The 24371-nt window shown below is 65.0% G+C and carries 26 protein-coding genes; 2 read left to right on the forward strand and 24 right to left on the reverse strand.

The window, feature by feature from the left end; translation table 11 throughout:
- Nucleotides 1-4 precede the first annotated feature (4 nt).
- The 23 genes from nagZ to I3K84_RS06800 form a co-directional block, all read right to left on the reverse strand.
- Nucleotides 5-1105 carry a beta-N-acetylhexosaminidase gene (nagZ, locus tag I3K84_RS06690; protein WP_196995760.1) on the reverse strand — a complete coding sequence of 367 codons (1101 nt, stop codon included), beginning with the start codon at nucleotides 1103-1105 and terminating at the stop codon, nucleotides 5-7.
- 67 nt (nucleotides 1106-1172) lie between these two features.
- Nucleotides 1173-1565 (reverse strand): holo-ACP synthase, encoded by a 393-nt coding sequence (gene acpS / locus I3K84_RS06695; RefSeq protein WP_011806383.1) that lies wholly within the window; start codon nucleotides 1563-1565, stop codon nucleotides 1173-1175.
- A gap of 51 nt (nucleotides 1566-1616) precedes the next feature.
- Nucleotides 1617-2396, reverse strand: a complete 780-nt coding sequence (locus tag I3K84_RS06700) for a pyridoxine 5'-phosphate synthase (RefSeq protein WP_103737430.1) — start codon at nucleotides 2394-2396, stop codon at nucleotides 1617-1619.
- Between the two features lie 139 nt (nucleotides 2397-2535).
- Nucleotides 2536-4224 (reverse strand): DUF4153 domain-containing protein, encoded by a 1689-nt coding sequence (locus I3K84_RS06705; RefSeq protein ID WP_231403420.1) that lies wholly within the window; start codon nucleotides 4222-4224, stop codon nucleotides 2536-2538.
- A 216-nt stretch (nucleotides 4225-4440) separates the two neighbouring features.
- On the reverse strand, nucleotides 4441-5229 hold the full coding sequence (gene recO / locus I3K84_RS06710) for a DNA repair protein RecO (RefSeq protein ID WP_011806386.1): 789 nt from the start codon (nucleotides 5227-5229) through the stop codon (nucleotides 4441-4443).
- A gap of 253 nt (nucleotides 5230-5482) precedes the next feature.
- Nucleotides 5483-6496 (reverse strand): GTPase Era, encoded by a 1014-nt coding sequence (gene era / locus I3K84_RS06715; RefSeq protein WP_011806387.1) that lies wholly within the window; start codon nucleotides 6494-6496, stop codon nucleotides 5483-5485.
- A complete protein-coding gene (gene rnc / locus I3K84_RS06720) occupies nucleotides 6493-7179 on the reverse strand; it encodes a ribonuclease III (RefSeq protein ID WP_103737428.1) in 687 nt (228 codons plus the stop codon). The genes era and rnc overlap by 4 nt, the downstream gene beginning before the upstream one ends.
- A gap of 5 nt (nucleotides 7180-7184) precedes the next feature.
- The gene (locus tag I3K84_RS06725) at nucleotides 7185-7562 is read right to left on the reverse strand and encodes a DUF4845 domain-containing protein (protein WP_011806389.1); all 378 of its coding nucleotides are present in this window, start codon (nucleotides 7560-7562) and stop codon (nucleotides 7185-7187) included.
- Between the two features lie 27 nt (nucleotides 7563-7589).
- Nucleotides 7590-8567 (reverse strand): signal peptidase I, encoded by a 978-nt coding sequence (gene lepB / locus I3K84_RS06730; RefSeq protein ID WP_041836392.1) that lies wholly within the window; start codon nucleotides 8565-8567, stop codon nucleotides 7590-7592.
- A 5-nt stretch (nucleotides 8568-8572) separates the two neighbouring features.
- Nucleotides 8573-10381 carry a translation elongation factor 4 gene (lepA, locus tag I3K84_RS06735; RefSeq protein ID WP_015913971.1) on the reverse strand — a complete coding sequence of 603 codons (1809 nt, stop codon included), beginning with the start codon at nucleotides 10379-10381 and terminating at the stop codon, nucleotides 8573-8575.
- 440 nt (nucleotides 10382-10821) lie between these two features.
- Entirely contained in the window at nucleotides 10822-12252 is a 1431-nt protein-coding gene (locus I3K84_RS06740) for a DegQ family serine endoprotease (RefSeq protein ID WP_370567828.1), read from the reverse strand.
- Nucleotides 12253-12391: 139 nt separating this feature from the next.
- A complete protein-coding gene (locus I3K84_RS06745) occupies nucleotides 12392-13417 on the reverse strand; it encodes a MucB/RseB C-terminal domain-containing protein (RefSeq protein WP_172208002.1) in 1026 nt (341 codons plus the stop codon).
- 65 nt (nucleotides 13418-13482) lie between these two features.
- Entirely contained in the window at nucleotides 13483-14106 is a 624-nt protein-coding gene (locus tag I3K84_RS06750; protein WP_172208004.1) for a sigma-E factor negative regulatory protein, read from the reverse strand.
- 40 nt (nucleotides 14107-14146) lie between these two features.
- Nucleotides 14147-14782: an RNA polymerase sigma factor RpoE gene (gene rpoE, locus I3K84_RS06755; protein ID WP_172208006.1), complete on the reverse strand. Its 636-nt coding sequence runs from the start codon at nucleotides 14780-14782 to the stop codon at nucleotides 14147-14149.
- Entirely contained in the window at nucleotides 14779-15312 is a 534-nt protein-coding gene (locus I3K84_RS06760) for a hypothetical protein (RefSeq protein WP_196995762.1), read from the reverse strand. Before I3K84_RS06760 ends, rpoE begins: the two co-directional genes overlap by 4 nt.
- 91 nt (nucleotides 15313-15403) lie before the next feature.
- Nucleotides 15404-16648 carry a beta-ketoacyl-ACP synthase II gene (fabF, locus tag I3K84_RS06765; protein WP_015913977.1) on the reverse strand — a complete coding sequence of 415 codons (1245 nt, stop codon included), beginning with the start codon at nucleotides 16646-16648 and terminating at the stop codon, nucleotides 15404-15406.
- 57 nt (nucleotides 16649-16705) lie between these two features.
- Nucleotides 16706-16945, reverse strand: coding sequence for an acyl carrier protein (acpP, locus tag I3K84_RS06770; protein ID WP_003058049.1), 240 nt, complete (start codon nucleotides 16943-16945; stop codon nucleotides 16706-16708).
- A 103-nt stretch (nucleotides 16946-17048) separates the two neighbouring features.
- Nucleotides 17049-17789 (reverse strand): 3-oxoacyl-ACP reductase FabG, encoded by a 741-nt coding sequence (fabG, locus tag I3K84_RS06775; protein ID WP_196995763.1) that lies wholly within the window; start codon nucleotides 17787-17789, stop codon nucleotides 17049-17051.
- Nucleotides 17786-18739, reverse strand: a complete 954-nt coding sequence (gene fabD / locus I3K84_RS06780) for an ACP S-malonyltransferase (protein WP_196995764.1) — start codon at nucleotides 18737-18739, stop codon at nucleotides 17786-17788. Before fabD ends, fabG begins: the two co-directional genes overlap by 4 nt.
- A gap of 57 nt (nucleotides 18740-18796) precedes the next feature.
- Complete coding sequence (locus I3K84_RS06785; protein WP_011806400.1) at nucleotides 18797-19774, reverse strand: beta-ketoacyl-ACP synthase III; 978 nt, start codon at nucleotides 19772-19774, stop codon at nucleotides 18797-18799.
- 18 nt (nucleotides 19775-19792) lie between these two features.
- Entirely contained in the window at nucleotides 19793-20824 is a 1032-nt protein-coding gene (plsX, locus tag I3K84_RS06790; protein ID WP_196995765.1) for a phosphate acyltransferase PlsX, read from the reverse strand.
- 122 nt (nucleotides 20825-20946) lie between these two features.
- Complete coding sequence (gene rpmF, locus I3K84_RS06795) at nucleotides 20947-21129, reverse strand: 50S ribosomal protein L32 (RefSeq protein WP_011806402.1); 183 nt, start codon at nucleotides 21127-21129, stop codon at nucleotides 20947-20949.
- 132 nt (nucleotides 21130-21261) lie between these two features.
- Entirely contained in the window at nucleotides 21262-21813 is a 552-nt protein-coding gene (locus I3K84_RS06800) for a DUF177 domain-containing protein (protein WP_015913981.1), read from the reverse strand.
- Nucleotides 21814-21839: 26 nt separating this feature from the next.
- Between I3K84_RS06800 and I3K84_RS06805 the strand changes: the two genes are divergently transcribed.
- Together I3K84_RS06805 and I3K84_RS06810 are read left to right on the forward strand one after the other, a co-directional pair.
- A complete protein-coding gene (locus I3K84_RS06805) occupies nucleotides 21840-22439 on the forward strand; it encodes a Maf family nucleotide pyrophosphatase (protein ID WP_011806404.1) in 600 nt (199 codons plus the stop codon).
- Nucleotides 22436-23242, forward strand: a complete 807-nt coding sequence (locus I3K84_RS06810; RefSeq protein WP_088886225.1) for an SAM-dependent methyltransferase — start codon at nucleotides 22436-22438, stop codon at nucleotides 23240-23242. The genes I3K84_RS06805 and I3K84_RS06810 overlap by 4 nt, the downstream gene beginning before the upstream one ends.
- Before the next feature lie 84 nt (nucleotides 23243-23326).
- On the opposite strand, the gene I3K84_RS06815 is transcribed toward I3K84_RS06810, so the two are convergent.
- Nucleotides 23327-24370 (reverse strand): S49 family peptidase, encoded by a 1044-nt coding sequence (locus tag I3K84_RS06815; RefSeq protein ID WP_196995766.1) that lies wholly within the window; start codon nucleotides 24368-24370, stop codon nucleotides 23327-23329.
- Between the last annotated feature and the right edge of the window lies 1 nt (nucleotide 24371).

The following is a 24371-nucleotide window of genomic DNA, read 5'->3' on the forward strand; positions in this document are numbered from 1 at the left end:
CGTTTTAAGGCAGCAGGTCCAGCGCGTGCATGTACGCTGGCCGCACCATGAGGTCGTCCCACGGCTGGGGCAGTGTCTCGGGCAGCAGGGCCAGGCGGCGCGCCTCGCTCGCACCGCTGGCCTGCCAGCGGCCCGCGGCCTGCGCGGCGGCCAGGCCATCGATGAGTTCGTCCACCGCCGCGCCGCCGCCCAGGCTCTGGTTGCACAGCAGCACCAGGTCGCAGCCCGCATTGAGCGCGGCCACGCCGGCGTCGGTGTAGCTGACCACCTCGCCGTCCAGGCCGTTCAAACGACGGGCGCCCTCCATGCTCAGGTCGTCGCTGAAAACGGCGCCGTCAAAGCGCAGCCGTCCGCGCAGGATGTCCTGCAGCCACTTGGTGGAGAAGCCCGCCGGGCGGTTGTCCACCTTGGGGTAGATCACATGCGCGGGCATCACGCTGGTGAGCACCGTGGACAGCCACGGGTACGGGGCCGCGTCATCGGCCAGGATCGCCGTGAGACTGCGGCGGTCCACCGGAATCTCGGTGTGCGAGTCGGCCGCTACGAAGCCGTGGCCCGGGAAGTGCTTGCCGCAATTGGCCATGCCGGCCTGCAGCAGGCCCTGCATGAGCGCGCGCGCCAGCATGGCGACCACGCGCGGGTCGCGGGCAAAGGCCCGGTCGCCGATCACGCCGCTGGCGCCGTAGTCCAGGTCGAGCACCGGCGTGAAGGAGAAGTCCACGCCGCAGGCGCGCAGCTCGCTGCCCAGCACGTAGCCCGCCGCCGTGGCGGCGTCCATGGCGCGCAGGGCGCCGCTGCCTTCGCGGTGCTTGCTGCCCTTGCCGTCGTCCATCCACAGCTCGCCGAAGGCACGCATGGGCGGGATGTGCGTGAAGCCATCGGTCTTGAAGCGCTGCACGCGACCGCCCTCGTGGTCCACGCAGATCAGCAGGTCGCCCCGCACGGCCTTGATGGCGGCGGTGAGTTCCAGCAACTGCGCGCGGTGCTGCCAGTTGCGCGCGAACAGGATCACGCCGCCCACGAGCGGGTGGGCCAAGCGCTGGCGATCGGTGGCGGTGAGCTGCGTGCCGGCCACGTCGATGATGAGGGGTGCGTGTTCTGTCATGGGTTGCATGCTTTCATTTTGATAGCTACCAGCGCTTGCCACACAAGCGCTACGGGCTAATTTGGCTTCAATCTTTCTCGACCACGCAAAAGCTGGCGGCGTAGTCGCTCTCGTCGGTCACGCTCAGGTGGCAGCGCAGGCCGCGCGCGGCAAACCAGTCCTGCAGCGCGCCGTGCAGCACGATTGTGGGCTGGCCGCTGGGCAGGTTGGCCACCTCGCAGTGCCGCCAGGTCATGGGCATGTGCAGCCCCAAGCCGATGGCCTTGCTGAACGCCTCCTTGGCAGAAAAGCGCGTGGCCAGGTAGCGCACGCCGCGCTCGGGCCAGCGTGCCGAGCGCGCGCGCCAGGTGGCCAGCTCGCCATCGGCCAGCACCTTTTCGGCGAAGCGATCGCCATGGCGCGCCAGGCTGGCGCGGATGCGGCGCACGTCGCAGATGTCGGTACCGATGCCGTAGATCATGGGGTTACGATTCAAATAGGTCTCTAGCGCTTATCCAACAAGCGCCAGAAGCTATGGTTTCAGGAGTCCCCGCTCCGTCATGCCCTGGGCGATGCAGCGCTGGTAGGCGCGCACCGTGTCGCCGTAGCCCAACTCCAGCGCATCGGCGATCAGCGCATGGCCGATGGACACCTCCAGCACGCCAGGCACGTGGGCCAGGAAGTCCGCCAGGTTGTCGCGGCTGAGGTCGTGGCCCGCGTTCACCCCCAGGCCGACATCCAGCGCAGCCTGTGCGGCAGCACGGTAGCGCTCCAGTTGCGCTGCCTGCTGCGGCGTGCCCCAGGCGGCGGCGTAAGGCTCGGTGTACAGCTCCACGCGGTCGGCCCCCACGGCGCGCGCGGCGGCCATCTGCTCGGGCACGGGGTCCATGAACAGGCTCACGCGCACGCCCAACTGCCGGCATTCGGCAATCAGGGGCGCCAGGCGCTCGGCATCTTGCGGAAAGCTCCAGCCGTGGTCGCTGGTGAACTGGTCCTGGCTGTCGGGCACGAAGGTGGCCTGGTGCGGGCGCACCTGGCGGATGAACTCCATCAGGTTGTGCGTGGGGTTGCCCTCGATGTTGTACTCGGCCTGCGGCCATTGCTTGAGCAGCTCGGCCAGTTGGTACACATCGTGTGCACGAATGTGCCGCTCGTCGGGGCGCGGATGGACGGTGATGCCCTGCGCCCCCGCCTCCAGGCACAGCTGCGCGGCGCGCAGCACGCTGGGAATGCCCAGATGGCGCGTGTTGCGCACCAGCGCCACTTTGTTGACGTTCACGGAGAGGGCGGTGCGCGCGTGGGAGGTGGTCATGGGATGCGAAGCGGTGGCGTGAAGCTAGGCAATATAGCAATCTGCGACGGGGGCGGGGACGACGCTGCGCAAGGGCGCGGCGCGCGGCGGCGCGGGTTGCGGCCGCGCCGGGGCGCCTGCGCAACGCCGCCGGGCCACCTCAGTCCGTCTCGCGCACCGAGTAGCGCTCGCCGCCGATCACCAGGTCGTGCCAACGGGGCGGCTGGGTCTGGACGCCCTGCTCCACCCACTGCCCGGCCCGCGCGCCCTGCACATGCCGGAGGTTGCCCTGCAGACGCCCCACCGTCCGCCACTGCGCACCGTCCCGCGCGAACACCTGGCTCGCATAGCCGCTGAGCAGCACCTGCTCCGCCTGCCCGTCACCGTCCAGGTCGATGCGCAGCACGGGACAGGGCGCGGCCTCGGTGCAGGTCAGCGACAGCTGGTTCCCCCGCAGCTGGGTGAGCAGGAATTCAAGCCATGCGACATCGGGCGCCGCGTCGGCGGGAAACGGCTGCAACCGGGCGCGCAGGGTCTCGGCGGTCCAAACAGGCGTTCCACGGCCCCGCGCGTACCGGTGCGTGTCCTGCTGGGCCGCCTGGGCCTGCTCCCGGATCTGCGCGGCCTGGGGGTGGCTCTGCTCCTGCGCCAGCTGCTCCAACGCCGCGCGACCGGCCCGGCCCGCGTCCCAGCGCAGGTAGCGGAAGTCGAAGGCTTGCACGTCCACGCGCTGCGCCTGCAGGCGCGCCAGTTGGCTGGCGACAGCGATGCGCGCCGGGTCCAGCACGGGCGTACAGGTCAACAAGGCCAGCGCAACGGCCAGCCAGGCCGCCGCCACGTTCACCCGGCGCGCCAGCGCCATCCAGGGCGCACCGCCCCGCAGTGCGGCCACCGCATACCCGACGGCGTAGACCGCCATCAGGGCCACGGCCAGCGCGGCCCAGACGCGGTCCGCGCTCCAGCCGTACTGCGCCACCCGCAGTCCCAGCGCATAGGCGCACAGCGCGGCATACACGGGCATTGCCAGCAGGCCGGCCGCGCAAAAGCGCTGCAGCCCGGGGCCGAAGCGCTGGCTTTCCGCCCGGCCGTCGCTCCAGGCCACGTTGAACAGAAACACCAGCCACGCCATGAGCCCGAGCATGAGCGCCGTGGCGTGCCCGGTCTTCCACAGCGGTGCCAGGCCGCGCACCGGCAGCGCCACGAGGAACAGCACAGCGATCAGGCAGGCCAGCGGCAACAGCCAGCCCAGCACTTGGAGCATCGAACGCCAGAAACCCGCCAACGCTTCTTCCCGCGCCGCGTACAGCGACAACCCCATGCTGAACGCCATCGGGGTAGCCATGTAGACGAACGGGCGGCTGGTGAATGTGTCCATGAAGAGCGACACGCCCAGCACCTTGAACAGCCCGGCCAGCAGGAACAGCAGCGCCCAGAACAGCCCGGCGAACAGGCCCGCCAACAGCAACTGGAAGGCATGGCGCCAGGCCGTGGCGAAGAGCCGGGCGTAGTCGCGCGCCCAGGTGCCGCTGGCCAGGCGTTGCTCGGCAAAAGGCAGCAGCACGAACCAGCTGCAGGACAGCAGCACCCCCAGGGCCATGGCGGCGCGGCCGCGGTTCTCACCCAACGATGCATGGCCCGCATAAGCCGCGGCAGCGGCGAACACCATGGCCAGGGCCGCCGCGTGCACCCACAGCAGGCGGCGTGCACGGTGCGCGGCCAGCAGTTGCAGGGTCGGCGGCACCGCCAGCACCACGGCGTAGAGCGGCCAGAGCACAGCGGCGTCGCCCTTCGGCAGCAGCCCGTGCAACGCCCACAATGCGGCGCCCTGCGCGATCGCCCAGCCGATCATCCACCCTCTTGCCCTGCCATGCTCCATGCCCTGTTCCCTCCCGTCGTCTGTGTTTCAGAAGCTGCCCTCAAACCCATCGCGGAAGCGATTCTCGCGGACTGGCCCGTCTGCACGGCACATCGGGCGCCGACAGCGCGTGCCATTGGCAAGATATGTCACGGCGCCTGGGCACGGAGCTAAGACCACGCGCCGCGTGGAAAGCCTGAGGACAACTTCTCAGAGTTTCTGCAGATCCATCATCAGCTGGCGCGTGCGCAGCAAGGGGCTGCCGCAGTGGTATTGCAGCAGCGCACGCAACTGCGTCTTGAGATCGGCCGCCACCGGCGCCTCGGCTGTCGCGATGGCCCGCAGCGTGGCGGTGTAGCGCGCGGGCTCGTCCAGCGCGCCCTGCAGGGCCAGCCACTGGCCTCCCGAAAGCGCCGCCCGGTCGGCCGGCACGGCCGGGCGCAGGCCGGCTTCCGGCACGAGCGCGTAGCGGGCCGCCGCGTGCAGCGGGGCAAGCGTGGAGGTCTCCGCATCCAGGCCCGGCAGCAGGCCGATCTCGCGCAGCAGCAGCAGCTCGAAGCTGCGCAGCACGGGCTCCAGCGCATCGCCATGTTCCCCCTCGTGGTCCACGGTTGCCAGCACGCGCACCACGCCGGCATAGGTATCGAACAGCGGCGCGTGGGTGTCCTCACGCGCCAGCAGCCGCAGGAGCAGTTCGTTGAGGTACAGGCCCGATAGCAACGCATCGCCCGTCGGCATGACATGGCCACCCGCCCACTCCGCGCCCTTGAGCGCATGGATCTCGCCATGCCCCTCGCCGCCCAGCGTGTAGGTCACCCGCAGCGGCTGCAGCGGCAGCAGCACGGGCCGAAAGTTGGAGGTGGGCTTCTTCGCCCCTTTGGCGACCAGCGCCACGCGGCCGTAATGGCGCGTGAACGTCTCCAGGATCAGGCTGGATTCACTCCAGTCGTAGCTGTGGAGTACGTAGGCGGGCTCGTCGGCGATGCGGCGGGCGGCCATGAATTGCTATCTTTTAAATAGCGTCCAACGCTTGACAGATGGGCGCTGGAGGCTGATTTGCTTGAAAATCCGTGTGCAAGCATCCCCCGCGCCGCGTGACGTCGCCACTGCACCACCCGTCAGAGAGCAGCGAAACGGGCCACGCCAGAAGCCTGCGCGGAGCGAGCCTTGCCCAGCCACCGCGTCACCCCTGTGCCCGCGAAACGCAGCGCCGCGCGCAGGGGAAGACGGCACAGCCGTTCACGGGACGGTCCTATTCATAACCGAAGGAGCGCACGCGCGCTTCATCATCGGCCCAGCCGGAACGCACCTTGACCCAGACCTCCAGAAACACCTTGGCATCCATGAGCTTTTCAAGCTCCTGCCGTGCCTCGGTGCTGATGCGCTTCAGGCGCTCGCCCTTTTCGCCGATCACCATGGCCTTGTGGCCGTCGCGCTCCACCACGATGGTGGCCGCGATGCGGATGAAGCGCTTGTGCTGCTTGCTCTTTTCCTCATCGAACTTGTCGATGACCACCGTGGAGGTGTAGGGCAATTCGTCGCCCGTGAAGCGGAACAGCTTCTCGCGCACGGTTTCAGAGGCAAGGAATTTCTCGCTGCGGTCGGTCAACTCGTCCTCGGCATACCACCAGGGCTGCTCGGGCAGGTACTTTTCGCAGATGCCGTACAGGCGCTCGATATCGCCCTTGTTCTTGGCCGACATGGGCACGAACTCCGCGAACGGGTGGCGGCCCTGCATGTCCCGCAGCCACGGTGCGATCTCGGCGCGGCGATGCACGGTATCGAGCTTGTTGGCGATGAGCAGCGTGGGGATGCCCGGCTTGAACAGCGACAGCACCTTGGCGTCGGCCAGCGTGAAGCTGCCGGCCTCGACCACGAAGAGAATCAGGTCCACGTCGCCAATCGCGCCCATCACGGTCTTGTTGAGCGACTTGTTGAGCGCGGTGGAATGCCGGGTCTGAAAGCCCGGCGTGTCCACGAACACGAACTGCGTGGCGCCGCGCGTGCGGATGCCCGTGATACGGTGGCGCGTGGTCTGCGCCTTGCGACTGGTGATGGAAATCTTCTGCCCCACCAGCGCATTCATCAGCGTGGACTTGCCCACATTGGGTTTGCCCACGATGGCGATCAGCCCGCAGCGCTGCCCGCTGGCCTCGGCCGGGGCATCGCCGCCGGGGCGCGCGGCCGCCAGCATGGCTTCCAGGTCATTTTGGCCGCTAGCGCCCGAATCGTCTGCGCTACCAGCTACGGTTTCAGTAGCATTCATACGTTTTTCGCTTTCAACTGGGCCAGCATGGCGCTGGCGGCGGCCTGCTCAGCGGCGCGGCGCGATGCGCCGCTGCCGCGCTCCACGCGCTGCAACTCGACCACCTCGCACTCCACATGGAACACCTGGTTGTGCGCGGCGCCCGTGGTGGAGACGACCCGGTACTGAGGCAGATTCATTTTGCGGCCCTGCAGCCACTCCTGCAACGCGGTCTTGGCATCCTTCGCCGCCTCCTGCAAGCGCGGACTCAACTCCACGCCCTCGAACAGGCGGTGCACCAGCTGCTCGGCGCACTCATAGCCCGCATCCAGGTACACCGCACCGATGATCGCTTCCAATGCATCGGCCAGGATGGACGGGCGCAGCTTGCCGCCGGACTTGGCCTCGCCCTCCCCCAGGCGCAGCACCGGCGGCAACTGCAGCCGCACGGCGATCTGGTGCAGCGAGTCCTGCTTGACGAGCAGTGCACGCACGCGCGACAACTCCCCTTCGGGCAGGTCGCGCATGCGGCGAAACAGCAGGCTGGAGACCGCGAGGCTCAGCACCGAGTCGCCCAGGAATTCCAGCCGTTCGTTGTGGTCCGCGCTGAAGCTGCGGTGGGTGAGCGCGCGCTGCAGCAGCGACGCATCGGAGAACTGATGCTGCAGGCGTTGCTGCAATGTGGAGAGACTGGCCGGTTGCACTAAGACTAGTAATTCGGGGGTTGGATCGATTCCTGGAAGCGGTAGACCAGGAAGGCCGGTCCCGCCAGGGCAATTTCACGCGAATAGCTGAATGACACCACGATCTTGTCATTGTGCTTGGTGATTTCCAGGTCCTTGCCGGCAATGGAATGGATGTCGTCAATGGCTGCTGCCCGGTCGAACGCTGCGCGGATCTCGGGCACCGTCGAGCCGTCACGCGCCGCCTTCGCTGCGGCCTTCTTGATCGCGAAGTATTCCAGGAAGATGGGTACGGACTGCCCGCCGATCGCGAATGCGGCCACAGCGATCAGGCCCACGAAAATCACGCCGATGAACGACAGCCCCCGCTGACGCGAACGAGTGGTGGTGCGTTGTGCTCCCATGTCTGCTTCCCTCTCTGCCAATACTGGTTAGTTGAACGGTCCGATGCGCTTGAGATTACCGAAGTTCATCCACACGAAGAAGGCCTTGCCCACGATGTTCCCGTCCGGCACGAAACCCCAGTAGCGCGAATCGAGCGAATTATCGCGGTTGTCACCCATCATGAAGTAGTGCCCTTCAGGCACCTTGCAGGTCACGCCCTCGACGCTGTAGCGGCACTGATCGCGGAATTGGTAATTGCTCGCACCCTGCACGAACGCCGGAACTTCGGGGTTGTTGAGAAGACGGTGCGGGTGTGCCCCCAGGTGCTCCTCGAACTGCTTGAAATAGCGCATCGCATCCGGGTCGAAGAAGTCCGGTAGTGCCGTGGTGGGCACCGGCGTGCCATTCACCGTCAGGCGCTTGTTCAGGTAGGCCACCTCATCCCCTGGGATACCCACCACGCGCTTGATGTAGTCCATGTTGGGTTGCGGCGGGTAGCGGAACACCACCACGTCACCACGCTGCAGCGGATTGCCTTCAGTGATCTTGGTGTTGATCACGGGCAGGCGCAGGCCATAGGTGAACTTGTTCACCAGGATCAGGTCGCCCACGAGCAGCGTCGGGATCATCGAACCCGAGGGAATCTTGAAGGGCTCGAACAGGAACGAGCGCAGCAGAAAGACGATGGCGATCACGGGGAAGAGCCCCGCTGTCCAGTCCAGCCACCAGGGTTGCATGAGGATGCGCCCCTTGGCTTCCTGGAGGTCGTCCTGGTCCACCTTCTGGATGCCCATGCGATCCAACTCGGCGCGGCGCTGGGCCGCTGCAGCCTCCAGTGCCTGCGCGGCCTGGCGGCGCCGGGGCAGGAAGATGAAGCGCTCGGCCAGCCAGTACGCCCCAGTCACCACCGTGGCCAGGAACAGCAGCAGCGCGAAGTTGCCCTCAAGCGCGCCGAAATACCACGCGCCCACATAGCCCACGAATGCCGCGAGCACCGCGGCCGTGATGTATTGCATGACTTGCACAGCGATCAATCCTCAACCTGCAGGATCGCCAGGAAGGCCTCTTGCGGCACCTCCACCGACCCAATCTGCTTCATGCGTTTCTTGCCTGCCTTCTGCTTTTCCAGCAGCTTGCGCTTGCGGGTGATGTCGCCGCCGTAGCACTTGGCCAGCACGTTCTTGCGCAATGCCTTGATGGTCTCGCGCGCGATGATGTTGGCGCCGATGGCCGCCTGGATGGCCACGTCGAACATCTGGCGCGAGATGATCTCGCGCATCTTCGCCGCCACCGCGCGGCCGCGGTATTGCGACTGGCTGCGGTGGACGATGATGGACAGCGCGTCCACCTTTTCGCCGTTGAGCAGGATGTCCACCTTGACCACGTCGGAAGGGCGGTACTCCTTGAACTCATAGTCCATCGAGGCATAGCCGCGCGAGACGCTCTTGAGCTTGTCGAAGAAGTCCAGCACGATCTCGCCCAGCGGCAGTTCGTAGGTCAGCATGACCTGGCGGCCGTGGTACTGCATGTTCATCTGCACGCCGCGCTTCTGGTTGGCCAGCGTCATGACCGGGCCCACGTAGTCCTGCGGCATATACAGGTGCACGGTCACGATGGGCTCGCGGATCTCCTGAATCTTGCCCTGGTCGGGCATCTTGGACGGGTTCTCGACCATGATGACCTCGCCGTCGCCCTTGACCACCTCGTACACCACGCTGGGCGCGGTGGTGATCAGGTCCTGGTCGAATTCGCGCTCCAGGCGCTCCTGCACGATCTCCATGTGCAGCAGCCCCAGGAAGCCGCACCGGAAGCCGAAGCCCAGCGCCTGCGACACCTCGGGCTCGAAGTGCAGCGACGCATCGTTGAGCTGCAGCTTTTCCAGGGCGTCGCGCAGCGCGTCGTATTGGTTGGCTTCCGTCGGGTACAGGCCGGCAAACACCTGGGGCTGGATTTCCTTGAAGCCCGGCAGCGCCTCCGTGGCGGGGCCCAGGTTGTTGGGCAGCTTCTTTTCCAGCGTGATGGTGTCGCCCACCTTCGCTGCCTTCAGTTCCTTGATGCCGGCGATGATGTAGCCCACCTCGCCCGCCTCCAACGCATCGCGCGACTGCTGCGCGGGCGTGAACACACCGAGGTTGTTCGCCTCGTAGGCAGCGCCGCTGGCCATCATCTTGAAGCGTTCGCCCTTCTGCAGCCGGCCATCGACCACGCGCACCAGCATGACGACGCCCACGTAGGAGTCAAACCAACTGTCGATGATCATCGCGCGCAGCGGCGCGTCGGGCTTGCCGCGCGGTGCCGGCACCTTGGCGACGATCTGCTCGAGCACGTCGTCGATGCCCATGCCTGTCTTGGCCGAAATGGCAATGGCTTCGCTTGCGTCGATGCCAATCACATCCTCGATCTCGGCCTTGGCGGTGTCTGGATCGGCCTGGGGCAGATCCATCTTGTTGAGCACAGGCAGCACTTCCACACCCAGATCCAGCGCGGTGTAGCAGTTGGCCACGGTCTGCGCCTCGACGCCCTGCGATGCATCGACCACCAGCAATGCACCCTCACACGCCGAAAGCGAGCGCGACACCTCATATGAGAAGTCCACGTGGCCCGGCGTATCGATCAGGTTCAGGTTGTAGACCTTGCCATCACGCGCCTTGTATTGCAGTGCCGCGGTCTGCGCCTTGATGGTGATCCCGCGCTCCTTCTCGATGTCCATCGAGTCGAGCACCTGTGCTTCCATCTCCCGGTCGGCCAGTCCCCCGCAGCGTTGGATGATGCGGTCAGCAAGCGTGGACTTGCCGTGGTCAATGTGCGCAATGATCGAAAAATTTCTGATGTGGTTCATCAACGGGATACGACAAGTATTTGAACCGCAAGGCTCATGACAAGAAAAAAGGGCGCGTCAAACAAGCGACGCGCCCTGAACCAACAATCTTTGGCAACTGCGATAGTTGGAGCTTCATTGTAGGCAAAAAGGCCCCGACAAGGGGTGCGTCCTACAAGCGCCCGGGGTCGTTGCCGGGCTGCAACGAGGCACTTATCCACATCTTATTCAACCAACACATCTCAAATTGCTGAATAACAAGTGAACAAGCCATGGAAAACCTGTGCATGACTTAGCGCGTTTTCCGCATGGCGACGTTCAAGGTGGAGTTATATTGATTGGCGCCTTTGAAACACACTTATTCTATCAATAAGTACATAGCGCCCCGTTGATACCAACCCTGCGAAAGAGCGTTCCCCGCTACGGAATCGCAGGGCTCCAGCGAGCCCTGGCGACGCTGCCTAACGGCTGGGGCGGATCAGTGCATATTGCGCCCATTCGCCGCGACGGAAAAGCACGTTGATGGGTTTCCCCATGTCAGCCTTCGCTAGTACCGCTTCGAAATCCTTGAGGTTACGGACTTCGGTGTTAGCCAGCGCGATGATCACATCGTCTGCCCGCAGACCGGCACGCGCCGCCGCGTCGTTGGCAGAGACCACGCGCACCCCCCCCTTCACCTTCAGCTCTTTCGCCTGCGCAGCGGTCAGGTCGGCAACGACCAAGCCGATCTGCTGAGCCGCTGTCGAGGACTTGCCCTTGCCTTCTGCTTCGGCTGCCTTGGCTGCCACCTTTTCATCGGGCTCCACCTCGGCAATGGTGATCGACAGGTCGCGCAATGCGCCACGGCGGAACACCGTGATATGGGTCTTGGTTCCTGGCTTGGTGTTGCCCACCAGGCGGGGAAGGTCAGACACCTTCTCGACGGCCTTGCCGTCATAGCGCGTGATCACGTCGCCCGCCTCGATGCCAGCCTTCTCCGCGGGGGATCCAGTCTCCACGCCGCGCACCAGCGCGCCGTCGGTTTTGCCAAGCCCGATGGACTCCGCCACATCCTTGGGAACCGAGCCAATCTGAACACCAATGCGGCCACGGCTCACGCGACCGCTCACGCGCAGTTGCTCGCTCACGCGCATGGCCTCGTCAATGGGAATGGCGAACGAGATACCCATGAATCCGCCGGAGCGGGAGTAGATCTGGCTGTTGATGCCCACCACCTCGCCCCGCATGTTGATCAGAGGGCCGCCGGAGTTACCGGGGTTGATGGCCACGTCCGTCTGGATAAAGGGCAGATAGTCGCCCGTATCGCGCTGCTTGGCACTCACGATGCCGGCGGTCACGGTGTTTTCCAGGCCAAAGGGAGAGCCGATTGCCATGACCCATTCACCCGCCTTAAGACGGCCCACGTCACCCACCTTTACCGCGGGCAGTCCCGTGGCGTCGATCTTGACGACGGCAACGTCGGTGCGCTTGTCCGAGCCAATGATCTTGGCCTTGAACTCCCGCTTGTCCGTCAGCGTCACAATCACTTCGTCCGCCCCCTCCACCACGTGGGCGTTGGTCATGACATAGCCGTCAGGACTCAGAATGAACCCCGATCCCACGCCACGCGGCTGCTCTTCGGGCTGCGGACGCTGCGGCCCCTGCTGGCGTGGAATGTTGGGCACCGGGACACCAAAACGCCGGAAGAACTCCAGCATGTCTTCATCCATGCCCCCGATGGAGGGCCTCGCCGTCACCTTCTCGGTTGTGCGAATGTTCACCACGGACGGTCCCACCTGCTCGACCAGTTCGGTGAAGTCAGGCAGGCCACGCACCACGGCAGCAGGCTGGGCCTGCACCGAAGCGGGCGCCGCCACCAAGCCTGCGCCGCCCATTGCCAAGGCGATGGCCATAGCGCAGGGCCACCATGCGCGCTTTGCACGGAGTTTCGTCATCATCAGCCTTTCTTTTCCAGACAACCCGCAACAGCGGGAATAGCGGTTTGTGAGAAAGCCGCGCGCATTGGTTCCCGTACACCGGGAACGGCACGCATCACTCGTCCTTGCGTTGGACGGACTCGATGAACCGCTGGAGCGTGCGGGCAGGAACTTCCCCCACAGCGGTCACCCAGGCAGTTTTGTGCACCTGCCGGCCCACCACTTGTGTGGCGCCCATACTGGCACTGCGCACAGATGCAGCATGGCGTGCGGCATCGAACGGCTCCACGAAGACGGAAAGCGTGGCCAAGCCGTCTGAGTAAATGCACTGCAATAGCGGGCCGGACGCCATGGCCATCACGTCTTTGCGATAGCAGCCCTGGGAGACGAATCCGGCCACAGCCTTGCCCATGGTCCAGCCTTGCGCTTCGGCCGTCGTCCGCTGAAGAGGGACCTTCACGAGACGATACCCCTGCAAGTCCTCCATCATCTGTTCGATGCGCGACAGATCCGCCGGGACATCCAGATTCAGTTCCGAAAATGCCGCCTGCTCCAGGAGCCGACCTTCGCCGTCCAAGGTCTGCATCTTGACAACCAGTCCAGACACACGATCCACCCAGATCTGGTAGCCGAATCGCCAGGCATCACGGGGCTGGAATAAAAGCCGATCGGCATCCCTCCCGGCCACGCGCTCCTGCCCGAGGGCTCGCAGTGCGTAATGCTGCGAAGGATGGACACCCTTGGCATCGGCAACACGCGGAAAAGCACCGGGCACGTCGCGCAATTCGCTGCGTACCACACGGGCATGCGGAAGGAAGGTGCGGACCTCCTCTTCGCGCCGGAAGACCACCCGTGGTGTTCCGCTCAGCGCCTCGACCCGCTCAATTTGCCGCGCACCCTCGCAGGCATGCCAGATCCGGGAACTGACCATGGCCCCATTGGAAGAAAGAACCACGAACGTGCCACGGTAGCTGCGAAACAGCGAAGCATGGTGCATGCGCGCAACCCACTCCGCCACGTCGCGTGGTTCGCCAGGGGTCGTTGGTGCGGGGCCTGACATGCAGTTCGCCGCAGCCACGCCACAGAGCATCAAACCGCCACACACCAACCACCATGACCGCAACCTGCGGCAGCACTGCATTACTCGCCACCGAATCACGCGCCTGGACTCCCTAGCCTAGACATTCCAACGATGAGCCCGACCCTTTAGCGCGCAGGCGCTTCAAACGTGGCGTTCCGCAGGAAGCCTGCCGGCATCTGCAGTGCAGTCGTGCTGCCAAACTGCTTGTGCGCCGCGAGCAACTCATCCAGACGCGGATCACGCAACATGACCTGTTGCCCATCAGGGCCGGCGGCTGTGGCCAGCAGAGCGGGCGCCGGGGCCGTCATGGCTGGCTGGACCGCCGCCAACTGCGCGCCTGCCGCGCGGCCGTCACCTTCGGCGCCCAGATAAACACTCCATCCAACAGCCGCGACTGCGGCAAACGACGCGACCCCTGCCGCCACCTTCCAGCGGAACACTGCGGCGTTGGCTGCGTTGTCTTTCGTCCGCCCCGCCTTCATAGAGGCCACGTGACCTACTTCCACGGCCGCCAAGCGAGGCGCCGGTTCGCGCGCCAGTTGCGTGCGCAGGCGGTCTACGAGTTCAAGGTCTCCCATACCCGCTGCTTCAGAACTGCGCAGGGTGTCACCTATCAAATGGTAGAGCTGCCACGTCGCCCGCCCCTCGGCGTTCGCGGCATAGGTGAGCGCGTGCGCAAATTCTTCGCCCTGCAACTCCCCATCGGCCAAAGCCGACAGCTGTTCTCGCATCATCATGTCGTCGTTCATGGTGTTTACTCGCCAAACCGCGCCATTGCCATTCACACGCCTACCACCGCTTGCCGGAGCGCTTCTCCAGCAAAGGCTTGACCCGCGCGGAAATTGCCTCGCGCGCACGGAAGATCCGCGAGCGCACCGTACCGATGGGGCATTCCATGGCTACGGCAATTTCCTCGTAACTCAACCCCTCGATCTCCCGCAGAGTCACGGCCTGCCGCAAATCCTCGGGCAGTGCCTCCATGGCCGCATTGACAGCGGCAGCGATTTCCTGGGCCGCCAACACGGTTTCGGGGGTTTCGTCGCTGATTAGTTCACGATCCAGGAAGGAAGTTTCATCTTCGGAGTCGTTGCTGCCGCGAAGAGCGCTCTCCGTGACAACCGGATTGCGTTTCATGTCTACCAGCGCCTTCTTGGCGGTGTTCACGGCGATGCGGTAGAGCCAGGTATAGAACTGTGCCTCTCCACGGAACTGGTGCAAGGCTCGGTAGGCACGCAGAAAGGTTTCCTGCGTGATGTCGGCCACCAGATCGGTATCGCGCACCATACGCCCCACCAGGCGCTCAATGCGCCGCTGGTATTTGATGACCAGAAGTTCATAAGCGCGCTGGTCCCCCGCGACGGTGCGCTCGACCAATCGCAGATCACTGTCGGCGGGCTCTTGGGGCGCGGGCGGTGGGGTCGTCATGTCTTGTGGGATGCTCCGCCACCCTGCGGGGGTGGCATTCCGTCGGTTGTCTGCTTCGCGGGCGCGCCAGCGAGGGGGCCGCCACGGGCGCGCGAATATACCGCACGCCGCAGAGCCGGCCATTGGAGAGGGTCGCTCCTGCATTCCATCCACAGCCATTGCCGTGTGTGGGATGCCCCTTGCACGGAAAGCATCAGGATGGTCTGAAAGTCAAGATGCACCCTGAGAGACGGATCCACGGGCATACGCATGCCCGTTCGCCCAGTCTCCAACCACCACAGGCTGCCATCCCACACCAAAAAGCCTTCCGGCAGGCGGTGCCAGAAGCGCCAGGCCGCCGCCGCACCCAACACCCAGGCCACAGCACCAACCCAGGCGCGCATGGCCAGGTCGGGCTGACGTCCATGGGATAGCAACCAGACCGACAGACAGGCCATGCCGGCCAGCGCCAACACGACAAGGGTGCGGGCCACCACGAGCGAGCGGCCATAGAGGTAGCGAACGGCAGGAGCGTGCAAGGACTCACGCATGGTGGACGTTAGCCAAACACTGGGGAGGACGAGCCCGCCCGATGATCCAGAGACTCGCGGACGCGCCGGCCGCCGCGCCAGGCCCGATCAATCAGACGCGCCGAAACACCAGCGTTCCGTTGGTGCCACCAAAGCCAAAATTGTTCTTGACTGCGATGTCGATCTTCATGTCCCGCGCCGTGTTGGCACAGTAGTCCAGATCGCACTCCGGATCCTGCTCGAAGATATTCGTGGTAGGAGGCACCTTCTGCTGGTGCAAAGCGAGTACGGTGAACACACTCTCAATGCCTCCCGCTCCACCAAGCAAATGCCCGGTCATCGATTTGGTCGAACTCACCACCATCTTCTTGGCATGGTCACCCAGTGCCGCCTTGATGGCATTGGTTTCGTTGAGATCCCCCAGCGGCGTGGACGTGCCGTGCGCATTGAGGTAATCCACCTCGTCGGCATTCACGCCGGCATTGCGCAGTGCGGCAACCATGGCACGCCGCGGGCCATCCATATTGGGTGCCGTCATGTGCCCGGCGTCAGCGCTCATGCCATAGCCCAACACCTCGGCGTAGATGCGCGCGCCACGCGCCTTGGCGTGTTCGTACTCTTCCAGCACCAGAACCCCCGCGCCCTCGCCGAGAACGAAGCCATCGCGGTCCTTATCCCAGGGGCGTGACGCCGTCTGCGGATCATCGTTGCGCGTAGACAGGGCACGCATGGCTGCGAAGCCGCCCACACCCAGGGGCGAGACGGTGGACTCCGTACCGCCAGCGACGATCACGTCGGCGTCCCCGTATTCGATCTTGCGGGCCGCTTCGCCGATGCAGTGCAGGCCCGTGGTGCAGGCTGTGACCACCGACAGGTTCGGTCCCTTGAAGCCAAAGCGCATCGACACCTGGCCAGCCACCATGTTGATGATGGATGCAGGGACGAAAAACGGCGTGATGCGGCGCGGCCCCCGGTTGGTCAACTCCGCATGCGTGTTCTCGATCAGCGGCAGTCCGCCGATGCCGGAACCAATGATGCAGCCGATGCGGGTGGCCAATTCATCGTCCAGCGCCTCGCCCGTGGGCAGACCAGCGTCGCGCACTGCCTCTTCGGCCGCCGCGATACCGTAATGGATGAACGTATCCATCGTGCGCGCATCTTTGGCACTGATGAAGGAGTCCAGGTCAAAACCCTTGACCTCGCCAGCTATCTTGCAGGCAAAGTTCGTCGTATCGAACTTGGTGATGAGGTCTATGCCGGATTTCCCGGCGAGGATGTTGGCCCAGGCATCGGCCACCGTATTGCCAACGGGGGTGATGCAACCCAGGCCGGTCACGACAACGCGACGACGGCTCATGCGCTAAACCTTTGCTGATGGGATGCCGCGCCCCAGGGAGTGCGGGGCGGCAGCGCCTTAGGCCTTCTGGTGGGTATTGGCGTAGTCGATGGCGTTTTGCACCGTCGTGATCTTCTCTGCGTCTTCGTCAGGGATCTCGATGCCGAACTCGTCTTCCAACGCCATCACCAGTTCCACCGTGTCCAGCGAGTCGGCACCCAGATCTGCCACGAAGGCTTTTTCGTTGGTGACTTGGGATTCTTCCACGCCGAGTTGTTCGGCAATGATTTTTTTGACACGTGCTTCGATATCGCTCATGGTTTCCCTCAGGGGGTTGTGAATGAATCCGCGATTCTAGCCGCTCCGGGTAAAGCCCCGTAGCAGCCCGCCGTACGGACAAAACGGCGTCAACTGACTTTAATTACATGTACATGCCGCCATTGACATGCAACTCTTGTCCCGTCACATAACCTGCACCAGCCGATGCAAGGTAAGCCACGGCATGGGCGATGTCACTGGGCTGCCCCAATTCGCCCATGGCGATCTGGGATTTCAGCACTTTTTTCTGCTCTTCCGGCAGATCGGCAGTCATGTCGGTGGCAATGAAGCCCGGAGCCACGCAGTTCACCGTGATACCGCGGCTGCCCAGTTCACGCGCCAACGCGCGGGTCATACCAGCCACACCAGCCTTCGCGGCCGCGTAGTTGGCCTGTCCGGGGTTGCCCGATGCGCCCACCACGCTGGTGATACTGATGATGCGCCCAAAGCGCTGTTTCATCATGGGCCGAATAGCCGCACGACTAACGCGGAAAACGGCCTTGAGATTGGTGTCAAGCACGGCATCCCAGTCGTCGTCCTTCATGCGCATGGCCAGGGTGTCACGCGTGATGCCCGCGTTGTTCACCAGCACATGCAGGCCCCCATGCTCCTTGACGATGGCATCCACCAGCGCGTCCACGGCTGCGCCGTCGGTCACGTTCAGTTTGACGCCCTTGCCGCCGTAGGCCGCCAGGGCCTGGCCGATGCGCTGCGCGCCTTCATCCGTGGTGGCCGTACCAATCACGCGCAAGCCCCGCTGGCCGAGCTCGGCGGCAATGGCGGCTCCGATGCCGCGGGTGGCGCCGGTAACCAGCGCAATCTGGGGAGAGGCGGATTCACTCATGCCAGCAGTTCCTTGGTTTCGGCCAGCGTGGCCGGGTCAAACAGTGAGGCGCCGACCAGTTCGGGGTCGATGCGCTTGGTCATCCCGGCCAGCACCTTGCCGGGCCCGCATTCGATCACATGCGTCACGCCACGCGCCTTCAGCGCCTGCACACACTCCACCCAGCGCACCGGGCCGAAGGCCTGCCGATAGAGTGCATCGCGGATGGCATCTGCGTCTTGCTGCACCGCGACGTCCACATTGTTGACCACGGGAATGCGCGGAGCGCCCAATTCCAGTGCAGCGAGCGCGGCACGCAGTTTTTCTGCGGCGGGCTTCATCAGGCTGGAGTGGAAGGGCGCCGACACCGGCAGTGGCAGTGCGCGCTTTGCGCCCGCTGCCTTGAGCACTTCGCAGGCTTTCTCCACGCCCGCCCTGGTACCCGCAATCACGGTCTGAGCGGGATCGTTGAAATTCACGGCTTCCACCACATCGGTGGATCCAGCACCAAAGCTGGCCGTAGCCTCGGCGCAACCGGCGATCACCTTGGCTGACTCCAGCCCGAGGATGGCCGCCATGGCGCCAACCCCCACGGGCACGGCCTCCTGCATGGCAGCGGCACGCAGGCGCACCAGCGGGGCTGCCTGGGCCAGACTCAAAACACCCGAGGCCACCAACGCGGAGTATTCGCCCAGGGAGTGCCCGGCCACGGCAGCCGGCAGTGCCCCGCCCTCAGCGCACCACACGCGCCAAGCCGCAATCCCGGCCACCAGCATCACCGGCTGGGTGTTGGTGGTAAGGGCCAGCGCCTCCTTGGGCCCCGCATGAATCAACGCACCGACGTCTTCGCCGAGCGCCTCTGAAGCCTCGCGCAGCGTCTCGGCCACCACGGGATGGCCACCCCAAGCGTCCAGCATGCCCACCGACTGCGAGCCTTGGCCGGGGAACACAAATGCAAAAGTTTTCGACATGGTCAAACAGTTCAAGACAAAAAGCGGCTCCAGCGCTTGCACAGCAAGCGCCAGCAGCTACATTTTCAGGAGCACCGCACCCCAGGTGAAGCCGCCGCCCACCCCTTCCAGCAGCACCGTCTGGCCCGGCTGGACTTGGCCATTGCGCACGCCATGGTCCAGTGCCAAGGGAATGGAGGCGGCCGACGTATTGCCGTGCTGATCCACCGTGACCACCACCTTGTCCATGGACAGCTTCAGCTTACGCGCCGTGCTCTGCATGATGCGAATGTTGGCCTGGTGGGGAATCAGCCAGTCGATATCGGCGTCGGTCATGCCCGCCTTGTCCAGCGTGGCGCGCGCCGCTTTCTCCAGCACGCCGACGGCCAGCTTGAAGACGGCCTGGCCATCCATCTTGAGCAAAGGGTCGCCCAGAATCTGGCCGCCGTAGACGTTGCCCGGCACGCAGAGGATGCCGACATGGCTGCCATCGGCATGCAGGTCGCTCGCAAGGATGCCGGGCGCTTCCGAGGCCTCCAGCACCACTGCGCCGGCGCCGTCGCCGAACAGCACACAGGTGGTGCGGTCGTTGAAATCCAGAATGCGGCTGAAGACCTCGGACCCTACGACCAGCGCACGGCGCGCTCCTCCGGAGCGGATCATGGCGTCGGCCACCGTGAGTGCATAGACGAAGCCGCTGCATACGGCCTGCACGTCGAAGGCGGGGCAGCCATTGGCACCCAGCTTGTTTTGCAGAATGCAGGCGGTGGAGGGAAACACCATGTCCGGTGTGGACGTGGCGACGATGATCAGATCAAGATCTTGCGCCTGGCAACCGGCGGCCTCCAGCGCGCGGCGCGATGCCTCCAACGCCAGGTCGCTGCTGGTGACGTCCCGGTCGGCGAAATGGCGTGCGCGGATGCCCGTGCGCTCCACGATCCATTCATCGGAGGTCTCGATGCCCTGCTGCGCCAGCTGGGCCACCAGGTCATCATTGGTTACCCGGTGCGGCGGCAAATAGCTGCCGGTGCCGGTAATGCGTGAATAGCGTGTCATTGGGGGAGGCACGGCCGGTCAGGAAGCGGGCTGGGCGTCTGCGGCTGCCAGCAAAGGCGCCGCATGCGCAACCCGCGCGCGGACGCGGTCGAGCAGGTTGTTGCGGGCCGCATCATACGCCCGGATCAAAGCCTGCTCGAAAGCCAGCGCGTCGGCCGAACCGTGGCTCTTGAACACGAGCCCCCGCAGTCCGAGCAGGGCGGCTCCGTTGTAACGCCGGTGATCCATGCGCCTCATGATGGCAGATAACACTGGATAAGCGACGATGGCAGCCATTTTCGTGAAAAAGTTGCGCGAAAACTCCTGTTTGAGCGCTCCCGCAATCATCGATGCCACGCCCTCACTGGCCTTGAGTGCCACATTGCCAACGAAACCGTCACACACCACGATGTCCACAGTGCCCTTGAAGATGTCGTTACCTTCCACATTACCGTGAAAGTTCAGGTCGCCGGATTTGGCCGCAGAACGCAGCAGTTCACCGGCTTTTTTGATGACATCGTTGCCCTTGATGACCTCTTCGCCAATGTTCAGCAATCCTACGAGCGGTTCATCGCGGTCCTGCAGCACGGACACCAACGCAGATCCCATGACAGCGAATTGCAGCAAATGCTCGGCCGTGCAATCGACATTCGCCCCCAGGTCCAGCACGGTAGTGGCACCGCCTTGTGCATTGGGCATCTGGGTGGCGATGGCGGGGCGGTCGATGCCGTCCAGCGTCTTGAGCAGATAGCGCGCGATGGCCATCAGCGCGCCAGTGTTACCGGCGGAGATGGCCGCATGCGCCACGCCATCCTTGACTTGCTGGATGGCCACGCGCATGGAGGAGTCCTTCTTGCGACGCAGCGCGACCTCCACCGCATCGTCCATCGTGACCACCTCCGACGCCACGACATGCGTCACGCGCTCGTGTACCAGACCCTGCAGGCTATCCTGCCCACCCACTAGGATCAGGCGTGCGTCAGGGTGATGCTCCAAGAACTGTCGGCACGCGGGAAGCGTGACGCCGGGGCCATGATCGCCCCCCATGCAGTCAACAGCCAGTGTGATCATCGGCAAATCGTCAAGCCGTCAGGCGGCCGTTAAATAAAAGGGCCATTTTGGCGCATGCCAAAACGACAAAGGCCCGCGCTACTTTTTTCGTAGCAGCGGGCCCGGAGGGTGCGCAGCCTGGATCAGGCTTCGGATTTGTTCTTCAGTACCTGACGGCCGCGGTAGAAGCCGTTGGGGCTGATGTGGTGGCGCATATGGGTTTCGCCGGTCGTGGGCTCCACGGCGATGCCAGGCACCGTCAGGGCATTGTGCGAACGGTGCATGCCGCGCTTGGAGGGAGACTTCTTGTTTTGCTGAACAGCCATGATCGGCTCCTAGGGTCTTGAAAGGGTTGGTGAAAAACGCGATCAGCCCATTGAAGACACGAGGGGATTCGCGCGAAGCCCTCGATTATATCTCAAATGGTTTTTGATCGAAACCGCCGAACGGGCTGTTTCTCAGGCGTCCGGATTGTCCTTGCGAAGCCCTGCCAGGGCTGCGAACGGATTGGGCTTGTCGGCACTGGCCTGCTCGAAGTCCTCGTCGCTGGAGGCCAGCGTGACATCTGTCGGGCATTCCTCATGGCGCGGCACCACCGGCAGGGCCATGAGCAGTTCGTCTTCGATCAGCTCGCGCAAATCGAACTCGCGGCTCAATGCCAGCAGATCCTCATCGCTGTCGCCATCCAGTGCCTCAGCGGTGGCTTCATCGGCCACAAAGCGGAATTCGCGCTCCACCTCCAGGGGCACGTCCACGGAATGCAGGCAGCGCTGGCAGGTCATCGGCAAGGTGGCGCTGGCTTTCAGACGCAGCCAGACCTGGCCGCCTACGCCGTGCGTGGTGCGCACTTCGCCGTCCGCCGCCCAATCCACGCGCAGATCCGGGTGCAGCCCCTGCGCCTCCTCGGCCAGACGCTTGTATTTGAGCAGCGTGTCATGACCGGACAGGTGAGCGCCGGCCTGTGCAAAAGCCTTGACGTCCAGCCGGTCGGGGGAGTGTTCCTTGGTCATGCTGGGCAGTGTAAGAGAATCCAGGCATGCCGGATTTCTCCCCCCTGCCCCGCTCCCTGATATTGGCATCGACCTCGCGCTACCGGCGCGAACTCCTGGCCCGACTGGGCCTGCCCTTCGACGTGGCTGCCCCCGCGGTGGACGAGACACCGCGGCCGGACGAAGCCCCGCGCGCGCTGGCACTGCGCCTGGCGCTGGCCAAGGCGCGCGCCGTGGCCGGCCCGCATCCGCGGGCCATCGTGATCGGCTCCGACCAAGTGGCAGACCTGGACGGCGAGCCGCTGGGCAAGCCCGGCGACCACGAACGCGCCACCGTCCAGTTGCGCCGCATGCGCGGCAAGACCGTGGTGTTCCACACCGCCGTGGCGGTGGTCTGCCAGGACTGCGGCTTCGAGCAGGTGGACCTGGCGCCGGTGCGGGTGCGCTTTCGTGACCTTTCGGACGAGGAGATCGAGCGCTATCTGCGCGCCGAGCAGCCGTACGATTGCGCCGGAAGCGCCAAGAGCGAGGGCCTGGGCATCGCGTTACTCGACGCGATCGACAGCGACGACCCCACCGCCCTGATCGGGCTGCCCTTGATACGCACCTGCCGCATGCTGCGCGCCGCAGGGCTGGTGCTGCCATGAGCGAAAGCACTGCAACGGTTGGCCCGACCCCGGGTCGGGGCATCCTGTATCTGGTGCCCGCGCCGCTGGACTTCGGCTGCGAGAGCCAGGCACCCCTGACCGAAGCCCTACCGGAGGGCACGTTGCGCCAGGCCGCACGCCTCACCCATTGGATTTGCGAGAACGCCAAGAGCTGCCGCGCCTACCTCAAGCGTGTGGACGCGCTGCACCCGCTGGGGGCGCCGCTGCAGACGCAGCAGATCACCGAACTGCCACGCGAAGTGCACAAGAAGGGCGACCACGGCGCCCGGGGCCATGCATCGTTCGACGCACGTCCGCTGCTGGCGCCGGCATTGGCAGGGCACGACATGGGCCTGGTCAGCGAGGCGGGCATGCCCGCCGTCGCCGACCCCGGCAGCTCCGTGGTGCGCGCGGCGCATGACCTGGGGCTGCGCGTGGTACCGCTGGTGGGACCGGTGTCGCTATTGCTGGCACTGGCAGCCAGCGGACTCAACGGCCAGAACTTCGCCTTCGTGGGCTATCTGCCGCAGGACGCAGGCGAGCGCACCAAACGCCTGCGCGAGCTGGAAACTCTGGCCCACAAGCAGGGCCAGACACAGCTTTTCATCGAGACGCCTTACCGCAACGCCGCACTGTGGCAGGCGCTGCTGCAGGGGCTGCAGCCGCAGACCCGGCTGGCGCGCGCAAGCGGCCTGACGCTGGCCGATGCGCAAGTTGCCAGCCACACGGTGCGCGAATGGCGCCAACACACCGCCGGCACGCCGGACAACCGCGTACCCACGGTCTTCGCCATCGGTGCGTAGGCCGCACGTACGGCCCCGGTTGATTCAAAAATAATAGCTTGCAGCGCTTGATAGATAAGCGCTGGAGCCTGATTTAACCCAATATCAGCGCAGCTGCGGCAGCTGCAGCGCAGCCAGGCCCTTCACGGCGCCCATGCCTACCGCGGCGCCAAACTTCTTGGCCAGGCGCTCGGCCACGTTGTCACGGCGGGTGTAGTCGATCACGTCTTCGGCCTTGACCACCTCGCGCGCCACGTAGTCCAGGTTGCCCAGCTGGTCGGCCAGTCCCATCTCCACCGCCTGCTGGCCCGTCCAGAACAGGCCGCTGAAGGTTTCAGGCGTGACCTTGAGCCGGTCGCCCCGCCCCTGCTTCACCACGCCGATGAACTGCTGGTGGATCTGGTCGAGCATGGCCTGGGCGTATGCGCGCTGGGTTTCGGTCTGGGGGCTGAACGGATCGAGAAACCCCTTGTTCTCACCGGCGGTGAGCAGGCGGCGCTCCACCCCCAGCTTTTCCATGGCGCCGGTGAAGCCGAAGCCGTCCATCAGCACGCCGATGCTGCCCACGATGCTGGCCTTGTCCACGAAGATGCCGTCCGCCGCCGCGGCGATGTAGTAGGCCGCCGAGGCACAGGTTTCCTCGACCACGGCATAGACGGGCTTGTTGTACTTGGCCTTCAGCCGCACGATCTCGTCGTTGATGATGCCCGCCTGCACCGGACTGCCGCCCGGCGAGTTGATGAGCAGCACCACGGCCTGCGAACCCGCATCCTCGAATGCGCTGCGCATGGCGGCTACGACAAATTCGGCGCTGGCCTCGGCGCCCGCGGCGATCTCGCCCTTCACGTCCACCACGGCCGTATGCGGCGTGCTCTTGCTGGTGGCGGTCATTTCGCGCGAAAGCGCGGCCCAGATCACCGCGCCCGCCAACAGGACCCACGCCAGGCGCCAGAAGTTGCGCCAGCGGCGCGCCGCGCGCTGCTCGGCCAGGGTGCCGAGCACCAGCTTCTCCAGCGTCTCGCGCTCCCAGCCGGGGGCGGCTGCGGCCTTGCTCGCTTCATTTTTTGTGGCTTGTTGCGCCCACAGGTCGGGCGCTGCGGGCGGATTTCCCTCAAATCCCGTGGGTTCGGTGCGGTTGGGATCGGTCATG

Origin of the sequence: Diaphorobacter sp. JS3051, assembly GCF_015832135.1 — a bacterium.
Classification (GTDB): domain Bacteria; phylum Pseudomonadota; class Gammaproteobacteria; order Burkholderiales; family Burkholderiaceae_C; genus Diaphorobacter; species Diaphorobacter nitroreducens.